The sequence below is a fragment of the Poseidonibacter lekithochrous genome, from assembly GCF_013283835.1.
GTDB classification, from domain to species: domain Bacteria; phylum Campylobacterota; class Campylobacteria; order Campylobacterales; family Arcobacteraceae; genus Poseidonibacter; species Poseidonibacter lekithochrous.
This window is the reverse complement of record NZ_CP054052.1, coordinates 2,427,495-2,448,892: the sequence shown is the minus strand read 5'-3', so window position 1 is coordinate 2,448,892 and position 21,398 is coordinate 2,427,495. Positions and strand designations below refer to the sequence as shown.

The following is a 21,398-nucleotide window of genomic DNA, read 5'->3' as shown; positions in this document are numbered from 1 at the left end:
CTTAATACAATAATTTACTTTCGTCAATTTGTGTATGTTTTAATTCTTGATGAGAATATTCTTTTAATACTTCATGTTCATGGAAGAATTTTAGTAGTTCCCCATCAATTTCGTAATCTTTTACCATAAATGAAAGGATTTTAAATACTTCTGAAAGTTTTTTCCCATCTTTATATGGTCTATCTGATGAAGTAAGAGCTTCGAATATATCAGCTAAAATCATAATTTTATCTTCTAATGTCAAGTCTTTTTCACTTAAACCTCGTGGATATCCTTTTCCATTTAGTTTTTCATGATGATTAGCAGCTATATTTAATACTTCAGAGTATTTTTTAGGGAAGGGTAACTCTTCTAACATATCTAATGATAATTGTGCGTGACTATTCATCATTCTTTTTTCTTGATCAGTTAAAGTACCTCTTCTAATAGATAGATTATTCAATTCATTTTTAGTTAAGAATTCTTCCTCTTTCCCATTTTTCATATAAGTGTATTTTGAGATTTTAATGATTCTTTCAAGTTTAGAATCATCCATAAACTCTTCCCCAATATTTGCAGTTTCTAAGAACTTACAATCATCACTTAGTTGAAGCTCTTTTTCTTCATACTCTTCTTTTGAAATTTTACCCTCAAGATAGTCAATTTTAGTATCTCTTTTTAAAACTTCAAATCTCTCTTTGATTAATTCAATTCTATCAAATAATGTTTGCAGTTTTGTAGATTTTTCAATAATAGATTCTGGCATAGAAATTTTACCAATATCATGCATCCATGCGGCAATTTCTATTTGTTTAAAATCATCTATTGAGTATTCTATATCTTTATAAATAGTTTTATCATCATTAATTGCTTGTGCTAAAAGATTTGATATTTTCGCAACTTTTTCAATGTGATTTTTTGTATGTGGTGATTTTGCATCAATAGCATGACCAATTGTCGTAATAAACGCAGCAATAAACTCTTCTAATGAGTTAATCAATTGTGAATTAGTAAGTGCCATTGCCGCTTGTCCTGCAAGAGCTTTAATAATTCTTTCATCAGATGCATCAAATGGAATAATATTTGTTAAATCTTTTTCTTTATTGATAAGTTGTAGTACTCCAATTACATCATTCTCATGATTAATCAAAGGAATTACTAGCATAGATTTAGATCTGTATCCTGTATTTTATCAAAAGCTTTTGTACCTTCGAAGTTATATGCTTTTTCTTCATATACATCTTCAATATTAACAATCTTATTCTCTAATGCCGCAACTGCTGCAACCATAGTTAAGTTTTTTTCACCATTTTCTAAATACAGAGGTAAACTATTCCATGTTAATTTTTCTTTTGTTCCACCCATGAAAATATTTAGAGAGTTATTATGTACAACTGTAAAATCAAGATGTCTTTTATCTTTTGACATGATATATAAGGTTCCACCATCTGCATGAGTTAACTCTTTTGTTAGTGTTAATATCATTTCGAATAATCGATCTTTATTTAATTCATTTGATAAAGCAAGATTGATTTCCATAATACGTTCAAACTTATCTTTAGGAATCATATCTGTTTCAATAAGCCCTGTATCAATATGGATTACATCACCTTCTTCAAGGATTTTTCCATTATTCTTTAGGATATTATAATCATTGATTTCTTTTTGCATTCTCTTATGATAAGAAGCTTTTAAATGATATAAGAAAATTTGTACATCGTCTCTTTTTAATTTTTCTAATTCACTTGCTAGAATTTTAGGAGTTAGGTGTTTACTATCATGTGCTAATTTATCCATTTCACTAGGAAAAGAACACTCAATTATTAAAGATTTTATTTTTTTGTTGTTATTAACTTCTTCCCATAAAGAATCATTAACATATGTATCACCACTAATTGCAAAAGATAAATCATCTTTTTCAATTATATATCCACAAGAACCCTCAATATGGTTTGCATGAATTGGTTTAATCTGATATTCACCAAGACTAATAATTTCATTTAATTCAATTTCTTTAAAAATTAGAGATTTTTCATCTGAATTTATCATATTGATTTTTGTAAAGTCTGGCCAAATTTCATTATTAAAAGTATGCGATTTTAGAGATTGAATAGTCTCTTTTAATGCATAAATAATAAGAGGTTTTGTCCTTTTTTCAAAAAAAGTTTCTAACATAAAAGGTAAGTCAGTAATATGATCTGAATGAGAGTGAGTTAGGAAAATATGATTAACATATAATGCTTCTTTTCCTATAGAATTAATAATATTTCCAGCATCAATAACAATATCATTAAATATTTGGAATGAAGTTGTTCCAGTCGTTTTTGTTTTGCTTCCACTTGCGCCCAATATTTTTATATAGTTCAAAGTGTTCCCTTTTTGATTACATTAAAATTATTATATCAATAATCTTATTTAATTTAGTTTTTCTCTACTGGTAAATTTGTTTTCGACCAATCGTATTGAAAACCTTTTTTTATATTATATATATCTTTAAACCCATTATATGATAAAAGATTTGCTGCAAGTTTAGTTCTAGAGCCACTTCTACATATTAAAACTATTGTTTTATTTAAGTTTTTATTTACTTGCTTATAGACTTGATTTAAAAATTCTTTATTAAAAACTCTTTTTCTATTCTTTTCATAAAACAAAGGAATAAGAATAGAGCCTTTAGCTCTGCTATGAACAAATTCTCTTTTTGTTCTTACATCTATTAATAAAGCACCTTCTTGTTGCATTTTATATGCTTCTTTTGAATCTATATCTGCTTTATAAAACATTGCAGTTTGAAAATTAACTTCTTGCGCATTAACAAAAATTGCTGTAAATAATAGTACTAACGTAAGTAATAGTTTTTTATTCATAATTATTTGTGATCTATCATAAAATCGTCGTATGGGTCCATATGAATATTTATAACCCAGTCTCTTTGTTCATCTAATTCTTGTATTTTTCGTTCAATATCATCACTTGCTCTATGGGCATCCATAAGAGTAATAATACAATCAAAAACTAAATGCACTTCAACGAAAGTTTGATGACCAGCCTCCCTTGTTTTTAATAAATGATAAGCATTAACCCTATCATTAGAATTAATTATTTTCTCTATATCAATAACAATTTTATCATCAACAGCTCTATCTAATAGTACTAAAATACCATCATGAATTAATTCATAAGCAGAATAGATAATAAATAATGAAATTGCAGAACCTACAATAACATCTATAATTTCAAAGCCAGTAACATTTACAAGAACTAGTGATACTAAAACAGCTGCATTTGTATAAACGTCAGTTTTATAGTGTAAAGCATCAGCTTTAATAACCATAGAACCAGTTTTTTTAGCAATTTTGTTTAGATACATTACTAAGAAAACAGTGATAAATAAAGATAAAATCATAACAATTAATGAAATATCTAAGTACTGAGATACTGTACCATCCATTGCTTTTTTAATTGCATGGTATAGTAAGAATAACCCAGACATTGTAATAATCGTACCTTCAATAACAGAAGCTAAGGCTTCAATTTTTCCACGACCATAGTTAAATGTTTTATCAGCTGGTTTTTCAGAGTTTGTAATAGCAAAATAGTTGAAAATAGATACGAACATATCTAGAATAGAGTCGATTGCAGAAGCAAGAACTGCTACTGAACCACTTGCAATACCAATTACAAGTTTCATTAAAGTAAGTAGTGCAGCAACAGATGTAGATACAACTGTTGCTTTTTTTTGTAGAGTCATAATTATTTAGATTCTACGAAATCTTTGATTCTTCTAATACCTTCTTCAATACTTGCTAAATCAGTAGCAAAAGAGAATCTAAAGTAACCCTCAGTACCAAAAGCTAATCCTGGTACAACTGCTACACCTTTTTCTTCTAATAATTCTGCTGCGAATTTCATAGAATCTGGTGTAACTTCTTTAATGTTTACGAATAAGTAGAATGCACCTTGTGGTTTAACACAAGAGATACCTTCGATTGCATTGAATGATTCAATTGCAACGTTTCTTCTTTTCTCGAATTCAACTCTCATCATTTCGATGTCAGCATCAGCATGACCTTCAAGTGCAGTAATTGCTGCATGTTGAGTAATTGAGTTAACATTTGATGTTACTTGACCTTGAAGTTTGATCATTGCTTTAATAATCTCCGTTTTAGGAGTAGCAATATATCCAAATCTCCAACCAGTCATAGCAACTGCTTTACTTAAACCGTTGATTGTAACAGTTCTCATAAACATATCGTGAGAAACTTCAGCGGCTGCTGTGAATTTTTCACCATCGTACATGATTTTTTCGTACATTTCATCAGAGAATACTAAAATATCAGTACCTTTTAAAACTTCACCAATCTCTTCAAGTTCAGCTCTTGTATAAACTGCACCTGTTGGGTTAGATGGCGTATTTAATAAAAGAATTTTAGTTTTAGGTGTAATAGCATCTTTAACTTGTTGTGCTGTTACTTTGAATTCTGTTGAATCATCTGTCTCAATAAATACTGGAACACCATCAGAGTATTTCACTTGTTCAGGATAAGTAACCCAGTATGGTGCTGGAATAATTACTTCATCACCTTTCTCTATTAATAATTGAAAAAGATTAAATAATGAATGTTTAGCTCCATTACTTACAACAATGTGATCTAATTGATATTCTAAATTATGATCTTTTTTTAACTTATTAATAATTGCTTGTTTGGTTTCGATAATACCTTCTACAGCTGTGTATTTTGTATATCCGTCTTGGATAGCTTTAATAGCTGATTGTTTAATAACTTCAGGTGTATTAAAATCAGGCTCTCCAGCACTGAAACTTAATATATCTTTACCTTGATCTTTAAGATCTCTAGCTAAGGCAGTAATTGCCATAGTTACCGATGGAGATAAGTTTTCCATTCTGTTTGCAATTTTCATAAATGTATTTCCTCACATATAATCTAGTATTATATTTTCATGGTATATAATGCGGGATTATACAAAAATAATACTTAAGGAATTGTTTGAATTTTGAATATAAATTAGAATCTATTAGCATAAATGTCAAACTAGAAAATAAAAGACATGTAAAACATTGCTACCTGAGAGTTTTGAGCTCAGATTTAGTACAAATTAAGGCAAATATCTATTTTTCCCAAGAAGATGCAAAAAAATTACTACAAAAAAAAGAATCTTGGATTTTAGAGCAAATTAAAAGATTAGAAAAAAATGCTTTAAAAGAAGACGAATTTTTATACTTTGGAAAAATACAAAAAAAAGAGCTTTATAATATTAAAGATGTAGATAAATTTTATAAAACACAAATTCAAGAATACATACCTTATTTAGTAGAAAAACACTCAAAACTTATGAGACTTTACCCAACTTCAATAAAATATAGAAAAAACAAAAATACTTGGGGTTCGTGTAATCATAAAAATGGTTTGAATTTTAATACTTTGCTTTGTAAGTTTCCGCTTGAAGTAATGGAATATGTAGTTATTCACGAATTAGCACATATCAAACACAAAAATCATTCAAGAAAATTTTGGGATTTAGTAGAGGTGTATTGTCCTAATTATAAAAGGGTAGAAGAGACACTTAGGAGTTTCTTATAAGTTCTCTAATTTGTTCCACTTGTTTATGTAGTTTTTCATCTTTTATATTATTTTCAAAAATTCCGTAAGATCTTTCATTAAAAAATGGTTCAACTTCATCTTTTTGTTCTTTTTTAAATGGTGAAGTAAATTCATCATGTGCTTTTTTGTCATAGTTTTTACTAAATGAGTATAATTTGTCATATCGAAATACAGCAACTTCTTTTATATCTTTAAATTCTGGAAGCATTTTTGCATAATCCATAATCATCTTTTTTTGATAATTTAATTCTGTTTGTGCAACGGGATGTAAAACAGCAATTGAAAGTTTTTCTTTTCTATAAAATGCAAATAAGACATAATTCATTATTTTTTTAATTAATATCTTTTCTAGGAAACTATGTACTTTATATCTTTTTCTTACTTCTCCAAACTCTCTTTGGTCTGCGATGTTTGTTAGGATATTGTTAGTTGTTTTAAATTGTTTATAACTAACTTTTTTTAAATTAGCTGTTTTTTCTTCAGATGAGAAAAAAGATTTCTTTAATTCTTGTTTGAAAGTTAATTCATCTTCCAAGCCCATATATTCCTCTTTCAGTAAGGTGTTTATTAGTTTTTCTAGTGTAGCATTAAGCAAATATTATAAAATAGGATACAAACAATTATGATCAAATATTTTACTTATGCAATTATAGCAGGATTTATATTATCTTTTAGTGGCTGCGGATTCAAAGGCGACCCTATATATGTAGAAGACAAACAAATAGAAGTTAAGAAAACAGGGGAAGTATCAGAATAATGGTTTACGATTACGTTATTATTGGTACGGGTATTGCTGGTTTAAACGCAGCAAGACTTATACCAAAAGATAAAAAGGTTTTAGTCTTATGTAAAAAATCTACATGGGATTGTAATACATTTTGGGCGCAAGGTGGTATAGCTAGTGCTGTTGATGAATCAGATATTCCTTCTCATATTCAAGATACATTAACTGCAGGAGTTGATCATAATGATAAACAAGCAGTTGAATTACTAAGCAAAAAATCACAAGATGCAGTAAAAAGTTTAATTGATTCAGGATTAGAGTTTGATTTAAATGATAAGGGTGAATTAGCCTTTACAAAAGAAGCAGCTCATAGTAGAAATAGAATTCTTCATGCAGATGGTGATGCAACTGGAAGAATGATGCATATGTTCTTATTAGAACAATGTCATCATCAAATTGTTACAGATGCTGTTGTAAATGATCTATTAATACAAGATGATATTTGTTACGGAGTTCAATACTTTACATCTGAGACTGAACAAACAGTTGCTTATGCTCATAATACAATTATTGCAAGTGGTGGAGTTGGTTCAATATATAGATACCATACAAACTCAACAGCAATCGCAGGTGAAATTCAAGGAATCATTAGCGAAAAAGGTTTAGCTTTAAAAGACATGGAGATGATGCAATTTCATCCAACTGTTGTAAAAGGTACACATTTTGCTAGAAAACCTCTATTAAGTGAAGCTTTAAGAGGAGAGGGTGCTCATATTGTAGATGATCATGGAAATAGATTCTTATTTGCTTATCATAAAGATGGAGAATTAGCTCCTAGAGATGTAGTAAGTAGATCTATATTTGATTATCACCAAAAAACTGGTACTAGTGTATATCTATCTTTTGAAAACTTTGAAAAACCATTTTTCAAAAAAAGATTCCCAAATATATATGCTAACTTAAAAGATTTAGGTTACGACTTACCTTTTGAGAGAGTTCCAATATCTCCTGCTTTTCATTATTCAATGGGTGGAATAGAAACATCACTTGATGGAAAAGTAAAAGGAATGAAAAATTTATATGCAGTTGGTGAAGCAGCTTGTACTGGAGTACATGGAGCGAATAGATTAGCTTCTAACTCTTTGCTTGAAGGACTGGTATTTTCGCAACTTGCAATAGAAGATACTTTAAAAAATGATTTTAAAATATCATATGAAAATTATACAAACGATATAAAATCCTACATTCGAAATCAAGGTATTGATAAAAATATCAAAAATAACTTGAGAAAGATTATGTGGGATAATGTGGCTATTGTTAGGAACCCTAGCAAACTTGAGGCTGCATTAAATCAAATAGAAAAATATTTAGAAGAAGATGTGGGTAGGCTGTTATTTTTAAGGCTACTTACGGCAAAATCTATTTTAAAATCTGCTCTTAAGCGAAAAGAATCGCTTGGAGCTCATTATATCAAGGAGAATTAATGTTTAAAGTTTTGATTTCATTACTTTTTATGTCAGTAGCAATGTTTGCTGCTGGTGGTGGGGGTGAACATGTTGAAAACCCTGACATAACAATGACGTGGGTCGGTTTATCATGTTTATTAATATTTGCTATTGGATACTATTTTATTGCTGCGGAAGATAAATACGAAGTAGATAAAGCTAAACCAGCGTTATTTATTGGTACATTTATGTTTATTTTAGTTGCGATTTATTATGTACTAAATGATTTAAATATGGATCTAATTCATCTTCAAGCAAATCACTTAATCTTAGAGATTGCTGGAATTTTCTTCTTCTTATTTGTTGCAATGACATATATAGAATCTTTAATTCACATGGGCGTATTTGATGTATTAAAATACAAACTTGTAACAAAAGGATATACATATAAACAATTATTCTGGGCAACTGGTTTTATCGCATTTTTCTTATCTCCAATTGCAGATAACTTAACAACAGCACTGATTTTAGCAACTGTTTTAATTACAATTGAGAAAAAAAGATTAGACTTCTTAGTACCAGGTGCTATTAATATTGTTGTTTCTGCAAATGCTGGTGGTGCTTGGTCTCCATTTGGTGATATTACTACACTTATGGCTTGGACTGCAGGTAAGGGAACATTTGTTGATTTCTTATTCTTATTCCCAGCTTCTATTTTAGGTTATTTAGTAACTGCATTCTTATTATCTAAGTTTGTTCCTAATGAGACACCACCATTTGATGCGGAAAAAGAGAAAAAACCAGAGATGGCAAAAGGTGCTAAAGTAGTTATGGTATTAGGTATTTTAACTATTGCTTGTGCTGTCCTTTCTCATCAAATATTACATTTACCAGCTATGTGGGGTATGATGTTTGGTTTAGCGGTACTTAAAGTATACTCTTATGGATTAAAATTAAGACATGGTAAAGATCACTTTCAAATTTTTGATTCAATTGCAAAAGTAGAATATAACACATTATTATTCTTCTTTGGTATTCTTTCTGCTGTTGGTGCATTATACTTTATTGGTTGGTTAGCATTAGCTGCAGTTGTGTATGATCCTTCGGTTCTTGGACCTACATGGTCAAATATTGGAGTTGGATTCTTATCTGCAATTGTTGATAATATTCCAGTTATGTCTGCGGTACTTAAAGCAAACCCAACTATGGGACTTGATCAATGGATGCTTGTTACATTAACAGCTGGTGTTGGTGGATCGATGATTTCATTCGGTTCTGCTGCTGGTGTTGGTGTTATGGGTAAACTTCACGGAATTTATACTTTTTCTTCGCATATGAAATATGCTTGGACAATCGTAATTGGATACTTTGTATCTATTGGTGTTTGGTATGTTCAATATCAAATGCTAGGAATTGGTCACTAAGACTTTTTCTTAAAAAACAAAAGCTATCAGGGGTTTCCTTGATAGCTTTTTTTATGCAAATGAAAAACTAATTTTGTTGTAACAAACTATATTATAAAAGGGTACGTATGTTTGGATGGCTTTTTAAAAAGAAAGAAGAAAAGAAAACAAAGAGAGCTCGTACTTTTGTATGTAAACATTGTAAATATACCTGTGAAGGTTGTGACACAAGATTTTGTTATGCATGTTATTCTAACCCCGGAAATCCCTGCCCTAGATGTGGCAAAACTAACTTACAAGATAAAGAAAGTAACACTTCAAAAAACGCTTAACTATATTTTTACTCCACTTTGGATATAATCCGCACTTATTAATGATTGAAAAATCACATAGAGGATATGAAAATATGAAACATGTACCAATAGTAGTTTTAGATTTTGGTAGTCAATATACACAGATTATTGCTAGAAAACTTAGAGAATCAGGTGTGTATTCTGAGATTGTACCATACTCTGAAAGTATTGAAGATATTATGGCAAGAACTCCTAAAGGAATTATTCTTTCAGGTGGTCCAGCTTCTGTTTATGCTGAGGATTCTTATCATCCAGACGCTACAGTATTTGAGCTAGGTCTTCCAATTCTTGGAATCTGTTATGGTATGCAGCTTATTTCTCAACACTTCGGTGGATCAGTAATTCCTGCGGATCACCATGAGTACGGAAAAGCTAAATTAGACTTCAAAAAAGAAAACCCAATTTTCAAAGACACAACTGACGGTCAAATCGTTTGGATGTCACATGGAGATAAAGTAGAAAATATTCCTGCTGGTTTTGAACAAATTGCTACAAGTGAAAACTCACCATACGCAGCAATTGCAAATACTGATAGAAACGTATATGCATTCCAATTCCACCCAGAAGTATATCATTCAGATGAAGGTTCAAAACTTCTTAAAAACTTCGCAAAACACATTTGTGGTTGTGAATCAACTTGGAACATGGGTTCTTTTGCAAAAGAGCAAATTAACAAAATCAAAAAACAAGTTGGAGACAAAAAAGTATTATGTGGTGTATCTGGTGGGGTTGACTCATCTGTTGTTGCTACATTATTAGCTGAAGCTATTGGTGATCAATTAGTTCCAGTATTTGTTGATAATGGTTTATTAAGAGCAAACGAAAGACCTCAAGTTGAAGCTATGTTCAAAGCAAGAGGTGTTCCTTTAATTACTGTTGATGCATCTGAGCAATTCCTTACTAAATTAGAAGGTGTTACAGATCCAGAAACAAAAAGAAAAATCATCGGTGAAACATTCATCGAAGTATTTGACACAGAAGCTAAAAAACACGATGGTATCGAGTTCTTAGCACAAGGTACTTTATATACTGACGTTATTGAGTCTGTATCTGTAAAAGGACCTTCAAAAACTATCAAATCTCACCATAATGTTGGTGGTCTTCCTGATTGGATGACATTTGAGTTAATCGAGCCATTAAGAGAAATCTTCAAAGATGAAGTAAGATTACTTGGATTAGAGCTTGGATTACCAAGAGATATGATTGGAAGACATCCTTTCCCTGGACCAGGATTAGCTATTAGAGTTATGGGTGACGTTAATTCTCCTGACTTAGAAATCCTAAGAAAAGCTGACACTATTATGTTAGACGTATTACATGCAACTGGTTACTATGATAAAACATGGCAAGCATTTACAGTATTATTAAACGTAAAATCAGTAGGTGTTATGGGTGATAACAGAACTTATGATAACACTGTGTGTGTTAGAATCGTAGAAGCAACTGATGGTATGACTGCAACATTTGCATACATTCCTCATGATATCTTAGAAACAATCTCAAGAAGAATCATCAACGAAGTTGATGGGATTAATAGAGTTGTTTATGATATTTCTTCAAAACCACCAGCAACTATCGAGTGGGAATAATCTTTTTGCCGTAATTTCGGCGCATCTTTCAAAGAATACGAACTTCGACGTACTTTAGTACGCCTTTGTTCGCCTTCTTTAAAATCTACACCAAACTTCCAACAAAATACCTTTCATATTGTAATTTTTTTAAACCTTTTTCTTTTTTTTAGTTAAAATAATCTAATATTTATATGGAGTATATAATGAAACTAAGTGAATTGGAAAAAGTATTTATTACTATTTTTAATCGATTTAAAGGCTCATGGGATAATATTGAGTTAGAAAAGATTAAGTCTTTTTGTGAGGTTAGAAAGTTCAACTTAACATTAATAAAAGAAGAGAAATTTGGATTCAATTTTGAATATGATGCTGTTTATATTATTATTGATAATAAGAAGGCTTTATTTCCTAGAAAAAAGATTGATGATTCACCAGATTATATAAATAAAAAAAAGATATTACTATATGAAGAAGAATTATGGAACAAAGTTGATTGGTTTTATCCTCCTTATTTTCCAATGGCTAAAGTAAATGAATTAATTTATAGTTTAGGCGAAGAGAATATATCAAATTATGAAGAAGAATTTGAACGATTGCTCCCTGAATTATATAATTTTTCTAACATCATTCCAATGATAGAAAATAGAATGACTGAATCCGAAATATTTGCAAAGCACGTGCCATTAATTAGGGAGTGTGTATTTGCTTTTTATAGTGGAATGAAAATAGTTGCAATTTCATCATTAATTCCTATAATTGAAGATTTTTTAAATTCAATTATAGGTTTAAAAAAAGAAGATGATTTAAATTTTATTGAAAAAATTGATAAATGTTTTGATAATGCAAATAAAAAAGTAATTGATTTACATTTTATTAGTGCTAATTGGATACCGAAAGAATATAAAAATATTTCAGATTTAAAGATTTTAAATGAAAGAATTTATATTTTAGAACTAATCAGAAATTGGTTAAAAAATTCTTTTTATAGAAATACAGAAAATTATGTAAAAAATTCTGGGTTTAATAGGCATATTTTTGCTCATGCAAAATCAAAAGATTGGGAAAATCCAAGTAATTTTTTTAGAGCATTAGGTTTGATTCAAGCAATGATTTTCGTAGAAGCTTTTACAATAGACAATAATATCAGTATATCTCATCCGGGAGAAAATAAGAATACAGAATCTTTTAGAAATGAAATATATAGTTGTTTAAATTACCAAATTATTAAACAAAAGTTAATTACAACTCAACAAATATCAAATGCATTACCCTTTAGTAGTACAGCATCAGATGATGGTTGGTTACTTAGAGCATCTATATTATCTGATAAAATGAATAATGAAGTTGTGTTAAGACTTAGGGATAATAAGTGGGAATGTTATGACTTTACGGACCCTATCAGTGAAGGAGAATATATTACAATAAAAGCAAAAAAAGGCGATAAATATACATCTATAGCATTATTATATTCTTGTGCAACAAAAAATATAATTTACAAAAGCTTATCCAGTAATTTTGAATATATATTGTATATTGGAGCATATTATAAGCAAGAGCACTTTACTCAAAATGTTAATTCAGTAATTAGGCCTTTAAGTGCTTGGATATGTCCTATATAGCTTCTTTATTATATTAAGGTTAAAGATAAAATTATTTTATAATGGATACTCTTGAAAGAAATAGTAGCTACGTCAGATATATCGACAAGGGAAGAAATATGAAATATATTCATCTAAAAATAAAAAACTATTCAGAATATTTTATATATAATCTATTTCAAATAAATATTTAAAAATAAAAAAGGCTAAACTTTGATTGATAAAATAAAAGAAAGTAAAATCGCACAAATCCTACTTGTAAAAGTATTCGTAATTGTAACTCTTATAGGAAATTTATATTTTTCATAAGAATTACACTACTTATTTTCAATCTCCACCTTATACTATTTTAGTCTTATCATAAAAAACTCAAAAAACTTTCTATAGCAATAATATCCTAATTTAAATCCATATTTTTTGATACAATTTTATATAAAATTAAAAGGGTAAATTATGAAGATAAATATAAAAGAAAAATTCTCGCTTTTTTCAGAAGAGTGGACACCTAAAATAATAACTCAATCTAATGGTCAACTTGTAAAAATCGCAAAAGGAAGTGGTGAACTTGTTTGGCATAAACATGTTAATGAAGATGAACTTTTTATAGTTTTCAAAGGTGAACTGACTTTACAATTAAAAACAGAAAATATAGTTTTATCAGAAGGTGAGATGTATGTAGTTCCTAAAGGAGTTGAACATTGTCCTATTGCCAAGGATGATACTCATTTTATGATGATAGAACCTGCTAGTACGGCGCATACTGGAGATTTGGAAAGTGATGTTACAGTAAGTAGTAATAATCAAGAATGGATTTGAATTAATAAATCTTTTAGCTTCAATCTCCACTTTATACAACTTTGAGTATCATACTAAATGAATAATTTAAAAACCCAATTTTTAGGCTTTATGAATACACCTTCTTTATTCACAGAACTAAATGGTCTAAATCAAATACAACTAGATATAGATGAAATAAAAGACTTTGATTTTTCTCAATTAAATGTCGTAGATAATCTAACTATGGGAGTTCGAATAGAGCGTTTCTTTGAGTTTTATATCCAACAGTCAAAAAACTACGATTTAATTAAAAACAATATCCAAATCATAAATAACAAACAAACCCTTGGGGAATTGGACTTTATTATCTATGATAAAAAAGCCAATAAGTATTTACATGTTGAGCATGTATACAAGTTTTATTTATATGATGATTCTATTCCTTCTGAAATAGATAGATACATAGGTCCGAATAAAAACGATACCTTTGTAAAAAAACTAGCCAAACTAAAAAACAAACAACTTCCATTATTACATAAAGACGAAACCCAAGAGTATTTAGATGGTTTAGATACAGATTCGTTTGAGCAAAAGATTTGTCTTAAAGGGAATATATTTGTTCCTCTTCATTTATTAGGAAAAGATATACCTGTTATCAATAACTCTTGTGTAAGAGGCTTTTATATAAGTCGTGAAGAGTTTGTAGGTCAAGAGCAATATAAAGAGTTTGAATACTTCTTACCATCTCGTGATGATTGGATTAGTGATTGTAGTACTTGTAATACATGGATTTCTTTTGATAAAGCAGTTGAGGAAATAGATTTATTATTAGTTAGAGAAAAATCTCCACTTGTTTGGCTAAAAAATAAAAAAGATAATACTACTCAAAGCTTTTTTGTTACTTGGTGGAAGAATAAGAAATTATTAGTTCAATGATAATTTAATAATTATAATAATAGAATCTACTTCTATTAACAACTATTAAAAAGGATATTATAATAATATGAAAATTGAAACTATTACCTCTGACAACATGTTTGAACCAATTGGTCCATATAATCACATCGCAAAAGCAGGTCCTTTTATAACTATCTCTGGTACTCCAGGTATTGACCCTGAAACATCGCAAATGGCTGGGGATGATGCGTATAGTCAATCGAAACAAATCGTACGAAATTTCCGTTCTATGCTTGCGGATGTAGATGCTTCACTTGAAGACATAATGCATGTACATGTATTTCTTGTAAATGTTGAAGATTTTGCTGAAATGAATCGAGCTTATGCAGAAGAATTTGGCTCTCATTGTCCAACACGTACAGTAATTTGTGTAGCTGATCTTCCAAAAAAAGGTGCATTAATGACAATGAATGCAACTGCTTATAAAGATAATAAAAACTAAATATTATTACAAAATGAAATGATTTTACCTGATCATGATTAATTTAATTATACTTCTATATCTTTCTGAGGAATATAAAAATAGCAATAATAAATAACTTTTTATTATTGCTACAATCTGAAAAAATAAAGAGTAAAAATGATAAAAATTTCGAATCATGATATTAGACTTTTATGGTTAAAATCAAATGGCTTACTAAATACAAACAATCAAAAACTAGATGTATTACAAATTATTAAAGAACTAGGTTTTGTTCAACTAGACTCAATCCCAAATGTAACAAGAGCACATCATCATATATTGTGGTCAAGAAACAAAAAATATAAAGAATATATGTTAGATGATTTACTTTTGGAAAAAGGGAATATTTTTGAGCACTTTACTCATGATGCTTCTGTATTACCCGTAGAGTTCTATCCCTTTTGGAAAGGTCATTTCAAAAGAACAAAAGAAAGACTTGATAAATCAAAATACTATAAAGATATTTTAGATGATGAAGGTATTGAGAGTATTTTAACTAAAATCAAAAGTCAAGGTGCAGTACATTCCCAAGACTTTGACAATAGTACAAAAGTTGAAAAAAGTATGTGGTCTAGGTCTACTTATAAAACTACACTAGATTATATGTGGTATTGTGGAATACTCGCAACTGCCCATAGAAAAAGCTTTCGAAAGTATTATAATTTGAGTGAAAATATAATTCCTAATGATATTTTAAAACAAGACATAAGTGAAAGTGAACAAATAAACTGGCTTTGCATGGAAGCTCTTAATAGAATGAGTGTCGCAAGTGCAAAAGAGATAAAAAACTTTTGGGGTTCATTAAGTACAAAAGAAGTAAATACTTGGATTAAAGAAAACGAAGAAAATTTAGTGAAAGTCCAATGGGAAAATAGTGAAGGAAAATATATCAATAGTTTCGCTCCTCTTGATATAGAAGATAGACTAGAAGATTTAAAAAACTCAAAATCAAACTCAAAAATACGTATAATAAATCCCTTTGACCCTGCAATCAGAGATAGAGTAAGATTCAAAAATATATTTGATTTTGATTATAAAATAGAGATATTTGTACCAAAAGAAAAAAGAATATGGGGATATTATGTATATCCAATATTACAAGGCAACAAATTTATAGGTAGAATTGAACTAAAAGCAGATAGAAAAGCTAAGAGCTTAGATGTTTTAAATTTTTGGAAAGAAGATGATGTTGGTTGGAATGAAAAACAACAATTGAAACTAGATGAAGAATTGACAAGTCTTGCTTTGTTAGTTGATATAAAAAATGTAAATTGGTTAAAATAAAAAACTAAAAATTGACTTGACTTTATATTTTATAAGTGTACAATGAATCAAACAAAATAGGAGAGAGCTACAATGGGTGAAATGATACTTGCTTCATTATCTAAAATCTGGCATTTAGTACCAATAGTTATGGCTATTGTATTATTCAAAATCTTTTTGAATAAAAAAAGTAACAAAGATAGAATCAAAAAAAATGAAGAAAATGAAAAACAAGGCCTAAGCCTAATATCTCGTACAATCAAAAAGTATGAAGATTTAGGTTACACAGTAATCAATAATGCTCTAGATAATTTTGGTATAGATTTACTTTGCTCAAAAGATGATAAAACACTACTTATCAAATGCTCAAACGATACACAATCAAAATCAATCTCTTCAGAAGATATAATTGCATTTCATTCTAATGCAAAAAATTATGTTAAATCAAATGATTTAGAAGCAAAAAGCGTTGAGTTTAGATACGGAATATTATATCGAGATGTATTAGATAAATCAGCTATCAAAATACTATCAAATGACTCTTATAACTGTAAGTATATGGTTTTATAAAACAAAAGAGTACTTACAATTGATTCTTTAGTAAAATATAGATACTATCCCAAAAATTAAATCTATAATTTATTAGGAATCAAATGAAAACTATTGGAAAAACCCTTCTTCTTGCAATTTTATTAGTAATTGCATATCTTCTTTTTTGGCCTGTTGATATAAGTCCAGTTTCTTGGAAATCTCAAAAAGCTACAAGTACATATAGTGCTACTACGGACAATTATTTAGAAGCTACACAAATCTTTGGAAAAAATGATGGTATTGGACCAGAAGATATTGATGTAGACTCATATGGCAATATATATGCTCCATACGAAGATGGAAGAATTATGAGATATAACTCAAATGGTCAGAACCCAAAACTATTTGCAGATACAAAAGGAAGACCTTTAGGATTAGAGTTTGATAAAGATGATAACCTAATCGTATGTGATGCAAAAAAAGGTTTACTAAAAATCTCACAAGATGGAAATATTGAAGTACTTCTAACATCAGTAGATGGTCTTGCTTTAGGTTTTACCAACGATGTTGATATAGCAAAAGATGGAACTATATATTTTACAGATGCATCTTCTAAGTGGCATATAGAAGATTATAGATCTGATATAGTTGAGCATAAAGCTTATGGAAGATTGATTTCATATAATCCAGATACAAAAGAATCAAAAGTTTTAAAAGATAATTTATATTTTGCAAATGGTGTAGCTATTAGTGCTGACCAATCTTTTGTATTAATAAATGAAACATCAGAATACAGAATCATCAAAGTTTGGATTGACGGTGTGAACAAAGGTAAATCAGAAGTATTTATGGATAATTTAGAGGGAATTCCTGATGGAATATCATCTAATGGAAAAGGTATCTTTTGGGTGGCTTTTCCATCAAAAAGAAAAGAGATTATAGATAATTTATCTGAAAAAACATTCCTTAGAAAAGTAATTATGAGATTACCTCTATTTTTACAACCATCACCTGAGCGACATGCTTTTGCTATTGGTGTAGATGAAGATGCTAGGATTGTTTATAATTTACATGATTCTTCAAAAGAGTCTTACTCACCGGTAACAAGTGTGGAAGAGCATAAAGGAAAATTATATCTTGGAAGTCTTTCTTATCCGGGATTTGGTGTAGTTAAAGCCCCAGCTAGATAGTAGTATTTAAATAAGCTAGAGATAAATCTAGCTTGTTTAATATTTTATTTTTTTAAGTCTTTGATAACCTGATAAGCTTGGTTTATCTCTTGTGTTTTTGCAGTAGCTTCTTCCATATAACTCTCACCTTTATCTTGTGAGCTTATAATATCTGGATGGTATTGTCGAATTAGTTTTCTATATGTTTTTTTAACAGTGTTCATATCGTCACTCTCTTTTACCCCTAGAATCTCATAAGCTTTTTGAGGGCTCATAGTTTCTTGTTTGTTTTTCATCATATTTTCAAATTTATTTACAATAGCATCATATTCTTCAGCTGTTATATTTAATTCTTGAGTAATCTCTCTTAAGACTTTCTCTTCTTGTTCTCCAATACCATTATCAACAAAGGCTAATTGAATTAAAAAGGCTACAAATTGTCTACGTTTGTGTTTACCTTTTCCAAGTAGTTTATTTAACTCTTGGGCTATCTCTTTTGTATCCCCATCTTTTTCTTTCTCTTCATTGAAAATCTCTTTCATAATAGCTCTAGTTTTTTCTTTTTCATCGAAAACTTTTGAGATATCATCAAACATCATACCAATTAGTTGAGCTTCTAGTTCTTGTACTCTACCATCTGCTTTAGCAACCTTGGCAACAAGTGCAATAAACAGTCCTAGTTCACTCTTTTGAAACAGTTCTTTTGAAGTTGATAGTTTGTTTAGCTTCTTTCTCGCATAAAACTTATATACTCTAAGTGCCACATATAAACCAGCAATAATTGAAAGAGTAACAAAAAAATTAACAATAAATGCGTAGTAGAATATTACTAGAAGTATTGCTATAAATATCCATTTTTTTAATTTCATATTTTACCCATTTTAATAGGTCTATTTTAGACCCTTTATTTATCGTAAAATTATATCTTCTTAATCTTATAGAAAGTGCTTATACAGTCAGTGTAATTTAAAAATTATTTTATATAGTAGTTCTTCTCTTTTTAACTCGCCAAAATTTCTGCTATCTATGCTATCTGGATTTTCTCCTTGTACAAAATAACCCTTGTCATTTGTCTCTTTTATTTTTTTAATCATAAAACTATTATCTTTATGTTTAAAAACAACAATATCATTGATTTTAATCTTAGTAAAAGAAGAGATTTTCATACTAAGAACTACTTCTCCCTCTTTTAGTAGAGGGAAAAGTGAGAATCCTTGGATTTTAAAAAGTTTGAACATTATGCAGGAATAACGATCTCTTCATTTGGTAAGTAGTTTGCTTTTACTTTTTTAATTTCAACACCTTTAATTTCCCAGAAAATTTCTGCAAACTTATTAACTGCTTCTAAAAGTTCAATAGCTTTATCTCTTGATACATGTTGTCTATTTGCACTACCTAACATCATAATATTATGAACAATAGTATGAATTTCTGGGTATTGCTCAATTTGAGGTGGTTTAATAAAATCTCCCCAAATAATTCTAATTTCATGTTTAACTTTTTCTGCTTCTTCTTCTTTTACAGATATATGTCTTGTAATTGTATTGATATATTCTAAGCTGTCATTTTTTTGTAATGCAGACATTAAATCAATCATTCTAATTACACTAAGTGCCGCTATTTGAGCAGATATTGGGTCATAAATTCCACACGGTACATCACAATGAGCATTTGCTATTTCTATATTAAACATATTTTTCCTTTAGTTTTTTATTTGTATTTTGATTTTTTTATTAGGGAGTTTGCACAATTACCCATTGAATCAATCCAATGTAAATTGGCACCTTTATTAATTAAGTATTCAATAATCTCAGTTTTTTTATATAAGGCGGCATATATTAAGGGAGTACAATTTAAATTGTCCTTTGTTTCAGTATCTATTTGATTTTCTTCTATAAGATATTTTATAAGAGCTAAATTATTTTTATATACAGCATAATGAAATACATGTAATTGCTGTTTTGAGCAGACAATTAAATCACTAGCAAAAGTTAATAGAATTTTACTAGCCTCAATATTATCGAAATAAATAGACCAAAAAAGGGCATTTCTGCCATTAGTATCTCTAATATTCATATTAATTTTATATTCCAAAAAATCTTGAATTTTATCTTGTAGTTTTAAATAAATAGTTTCAAATAAAATGCACCAACCCATATTATTCTGAGAATTAATATTTGCACCATTGAGTAATAGTTGTGCAAAAGTATCTTTATTATTGATATTTTCAATGAGTAATTGAGATAGTTCTAGTCGATGATTTAGCAAAAGATTATTACACATTTTTGTATTCCTAATAAAAAGATAACAAAGTTTATCATACAAAACTTAAAGTATATTGATAATTAATATCAATTATGGAATAATGCAAGCAATTTAATTTAGGATATATTATGGAACAATTTAGTTTACTTTTAATTTTTTGGTATGGAATACTTCATGCCTTCGCCCCTGATCATTTGACTGCTATTGCTGATTTTTCAATAGGAAAAAATAAATCTAAAACAGTACTTATTACAGTCTTATTTGCATTTGGACATGGTGTTTCTTTGCTGATTTTTGCAAAAATCTTACAAAACTTTAACGTGTCTGCTGAAATCCTAGGATATGGAGATATTATTTCTGCTGCTGTGATTTTAGGTATGGGTATTTATTTACTTTTTTTAGTCTCAACAAATAGAATAAATATAAAAAAACATCAACATGATGGAAAAGAGCATATTCATATCTTTTTTGGAAAAGACCATACTCATAAAAAAACAGATGTAACTTCAGCTTTAACAATTGGTGCACTTATGGGAATAGGTGGAGTTAGAGGAATGCTTGTAACTTTAGGAGCTATTGAAAATTCTGCTGTAGATATTTTTATGGTGTTTGCTTTTACTTTTGGTGTTAGTATTATATTTATAGGTTTTGGTGCATTTATTCTTTATGTAAATAAAAACTTACTAAATACAAAGAAAAATGTTACAAGAATTTTTACAGGAGTAGGTGCTATTTCTGTAATGGTTGGATTAAATATGCTTCTTTCATAAAAAATAAATTTTTATAGAAAAGAATTGAATATATACTTTATTTGCATTGTGATATTATACAAATAATAATACGAAGCAGATAAAGTAAATATCAAGGATATAAAAATGAAAATAGCAATTCCCGTAAAAGATGAAAACCTAAACTTTTTCCCAAATGCAGGACATACTCCAAAATTCGCAGTTTATACTATGACAGGTTCAGGAATGTTCAAATCGTTTATACTAAATGAAATAAAAGAAAATCCAAGAAATGATATAGACCATAGTAATCCCGAAGCAGATCATGCCTGTGAACATTCTCATGAGGATGAAGATCATATTGAACAACACAATAAAATGGGTAGAGTTCTAAGTGAATGTGATTATATAGTAGTTAAAAAAGCTTGTAAAAATACAGCTAGGTCATTTACTAGTGAAGGTATAAAGCTTATCAAATATAATGGTGAGTCTTTTGAAGCAGCGAAAATCTTAAATGAATTATCTTCTAAGTTTGTATAATTAAGATG

General features: G+C 29.0%; 24 protein-coding genes. 14 read left to right on the top strand and 10 right to left on the bottom strand.

The window, feature by feature from the left end; translation table 11 throughout:
• Position 1 precedes the first annotated feature (1 nt).
• The 5 genes from ALEK_RS11640 to ALEK_RS11620 are packed head-to-tail and all read right to left on the bottom strand — an operon-like array spanning position 2 to position 4,902.
• Positions 2 to 1,129 carry an HD-GYP domain-containing protein gene (locus ALEK_RS11640; RefSeq protein ID WP_237682677.1) on the bottom strand — a complete coding sequence of 376 codons (1,128 nt, stop codon included), beginning with the start codon at positions 1,127 to 1,129 and terminating at the stop codon, positions 2 to 4.
• An 8-nt stretch (positions 1,130 to 1,137) separates the two neighbouring features.
• On the bottom strand, positions 1,138 to 2,346 hold the full coding sequence (locus ALEK_RS11635) for a 3',5'-cyclic-nucleotide phosphodiesterase (protein WP_173424139.1): 1,209 nt from the start codon (positions 2,344 to 2,346) through the stop codon (positions 1,138 to 1,140).
• Positions 2,347 to 2,399: 53 nt separating this feature from the next.
• Entirely contained in the window at positions 2,400 to 2,846 is a 447-nt protein-coding gene (locus ALEK_RS11630) for a rhodanese-like domain-containing protein (RefSeq protein WP_083574715.1), read from the bottom strand.
• Between the two features lie 2 nt (positions 2,847 to 2,848).
• Positions 2,849 to 3,730 (bottom strand): cation diffusion facilitator family transporter, encoded by an 882-nt coding sequence (locus ALEK_RS11625; protein WP_173424138.1) that lies wholly within the window; start codon positions 3,728 to 3,730, stop codon positions 2,849 to 2,851.
• Positions 3,731 to 3,732: 2 nt separating this feature from the next.
• Positions 3,733 to 4,902 carry a pyridoxal phosphate-dependent aminotransferase gene (locus tag ALEK_RS11620; RefSeq protein WP_071628158.1) on the bottom strand — a complete coding sequence of 390 codons (1,170 nt, stop codon included), beginning with the start codon at positions 4,900 to 4,902 and terminating at the stop codon, positions 3,733 to 3,735.
• Positions 4,903 to 4,988: 86 nt separating this feature from the next.
• On the opposite strand from ALEK_RS11620, the gene ALEK_RS11615 reads away from it, so the two are divergent.
• Positions 4,989 to 5,582, top strand: coding sequence for a M48 family metallopeptidase (locus ALEK_RS11615; RefSeq protein ID WP_071628159.1), 594 nt, complete (start codon positions 4,989 to 4,991; stop codon positions 5,580 to 5,582).
• Here the strand turns inward: ALEK_RS11615 and ALEK_RS11610 are convergent.
• Positions 5,566 to 6,138 (bottom strand): DUF721 domain-containing protein, encoded by a 573-nt coding sequence (locus ALEK_RS11610; protein WP_164072463.1) that lies wholly within the window; start codon positions 6,136 to 6,138, stop codon positions 5,566 to 5,568. The genes ALEK_RS11615 and ALEK_RS11610 overlap by 17 nt on opposite strands.
• Positions 6,139 to 6,359: 221 nt before the next feature.
• On the opposite strand from ALEK_RS11610, the gene nadB reads away from it, so the two are divergent.
• The 11 genes from nadB to ALEK_RS11555 all read left to right on the top strand — a co-directional run bounded on the left by nadB (position 6,360) and on the right by ALEK_RS11555 (position 17,878).
• Positions 6,360 to 7,811 (top strand): L-aspartate oxidase, encoded by a 1,452-nt coding sequence (gene nadB / locus ALEK_RS11605; RefSeq protein WP_071628161.1) that lies wholly within the window; start codon positions 6,360 to 6,362, stop codon positions 7,809 to 7,811.
• A complete protein-coding gene (gene nhaD, locus ALEK_RS11600; protein WP_071628162.1) occupies positions 7,811 to 9,196 on the top strand; it encodes a sodium:proton antiporter NhaD in 1,386 nt (461 codons plus the stop codon). The genes nadB and nhaD overlap by 1 nt, the downstream gene beginning before the upstream one ends.
• 111 nt (positions 9,197 to 9,307) lie before the next feature.
• Positions 9,308 to 9,535, top strand: coding sequence for a hypothetical protein (locus ALEK_RS11595; RefSeq protein WP_173424137.1), 228 nt, complete (start codon positions 9,308 to 9,310; stop codon positions 9,533 to 9,535).
• Positions 9,536 to 9,581: 46 nt separating this feature from the next.
• Positions 9,582 to 11,117, top strand: a complete 1,536-nt coding sequence (gene guaA / locus ALEK_RS11590; RefSeq protein WP_071628195.1) for a glutamine-hydrolyzing GMP synthase — start codon at positions 9,582 to 9,584, stop codon at positions 11,115 to 11,117.
• Between the two features lie 185 nt (positions 11,118 to 11,302).
• Positions 11,303 to 12,718, top strand: coding sequence for a hypothetical protein (locus tag ALEK_RS11585; protein ID WP_071628164.1), 1,416 nt, complete (start codon positions 11,303 to 11,305; stop codon positions 12,716 to 12,718).
• A gap of 432 nt (positions 12,719 to 13,150) precedes the next feature.
• A complete protein-coding gene (locus ALEK_RS11580) occupies positions 13,151 to 13,513 on the top strand; it encodes a cupin domain-containing protein (RefSeq protein ID WP_197950281.1) in 363 nt (120 codons plus the stop codon).
• Between the two features lie 57 nt (positions 13,514 to 13,570).
• On the top strand, positions 13,571 to 14,410 hold the full coding sequence (locus ALEK_RS11575) for a DUF1853 family protein (RefSeq protein WP_083574716.1): 840 nt from the start codon (positions 13,571 to 13,573) through the stop codon (positions 14,408 to 14,410).
• A gap of 97 nt (positions 14,411 to 14,507) precedes the next feature.
• Positions 14,508 to 14,873: a RidA family protein gene (locus tag ALEK_RS11570; protein WP_197950278.1), complete on the top strand. Its 366-nt coding sequence runs from the start codon at positions 14,508 to 14,510 to the stop codon at positions 14,871 to 14,873.
• Between the two features lie 138 nt (positions 14,874 to 15,011).
• Positions 15,012 to 16,178 carry a winged helix-turn-helix domain-containing protein gene (locus tag ALEK_RS11565; protein ID WP_071628168.1) on the top strand — a complete coding sequence of 389 codons (1,167 nt, stop codon included), beginning with the start codon at positions 15,012 to 15,014 and terminating at the stop codon, positions 16,176 to 16,178.
• 72 nt (positions 16,179 to 16,250) lie between these two features.
• Positions 16,251 to 16,727, top strand: coding sequence for a hypothetical protein (locus tag ALEK_RS11560; protein WP_071628169.1), 477 nt, complete (start codon positions 16,251 to 16,253; stop codon positions 16,725 to 16,727).
• Positions 16,728 to 16,810: 83 nt separating this feature from the next.
• Positions 16,811 to 17,878, top strand: coding sequence for an SMP-30/gluconolactonase/LRE family protein (locus tag ALEK_RS11555; RefSeq protein ID WP_071628170.1), 1,068 nt, complete (start codon positions 16,811 to 16,813; stop codon positions 17,876 to 17,878).
• Between the two features lie 44 nt (positions 17,879 to 17,922).
• On the opposite strand, the gene ALEK_RS11550 is transcribed toward ALEK_RS11555, so the two are convergent.
• From ALEK_RS11550 to ALEK_RS11535, 4 genes are all read right to left on the bottom strand, one after another.
• A complete protein-coding gene (locus tag ALEK_RS11550; protein ID WP_083574717.1) occupies positions 17,923 to 18,726 on the bottom strand; it encodes a TerB family tellurite resistance protein in 804 nt (267 codons plus the stop codon).
• 87 nt (positions 18,727 to 18,813) lie between these two features.
• Positions 18,814 to 19,095 carry a S26 family signal peptidase gene (locus ALEK_RS11545; protein WP_071628171.1) on the bottom strand — a complete coding sequence of 94 codons (282 nt, stop codon included), beginning with the start codon at positions 19,093 to 19,095 and terminating at the stop codon, positions 18,814 to 18,816.
• A complete protein-coding gene (sodN, locus tag ALEK_RS11540; protein ID WP_071628172.1) occupies positions 19,095 to 19,550 on the bottom strand; it encodes a superoxide dismutase, Ni in 456 nt (151 codons plus the stop codon). The genes ALEK_RS11545 and sodN overlap by 1 nt, the downstream gene beginning before the upstream one ends.
• Positions 19,551 to 19,567: 17 nt before the next feature.
• Positions 19,568 to 20,140: an ankyrin repeat domain-containing protein gene (locus tag ALEK_RS11535; protein ID WP_071628173.1), complete on the bottom strand. Its 573-nt coding sequence runs from the start codon at positions 20,138 to 20,140 to the stop codon at positions 19,568 to 19,570.
• Positions 20,141 to 20,250: 110 nt separating this feature from the next.
• Between ALEK_RS11535 and ALEK_RS11530 the strand changes: the two genes are divergently transcribed.
• Together ALEK_RS11530 and ALEK_RS11525 are read left to right on the top strand one after the other, a co-directional pair.
• A complete protein-coding gene (locus tag ALEK_RS11530; RefSeq protein WP_071628174.1) occupies positions 20,251 to 20,892 on the top strand; it encodes a hypothetical protein in 642 nt (213 codons plus the stop codon).
• A gap of 105 nt (positions 20,893 to 20,997) precedes the next feature.
• Positions 20,998 to 21,390, top strand: a complete 393-nt coding sequence (locus ALEK_RS11525; RefSeq protein ID WP_071628175.1) for a NifB/NifX family molybdenum-iron cluster-binding protein — start codon at positions 20,998 to 21,000, stop codon at positions 21,388 to 21,390.
• The last annotated feature ends 8 nt before the right edge of the window (positions 21,391 to 21,398 follow it).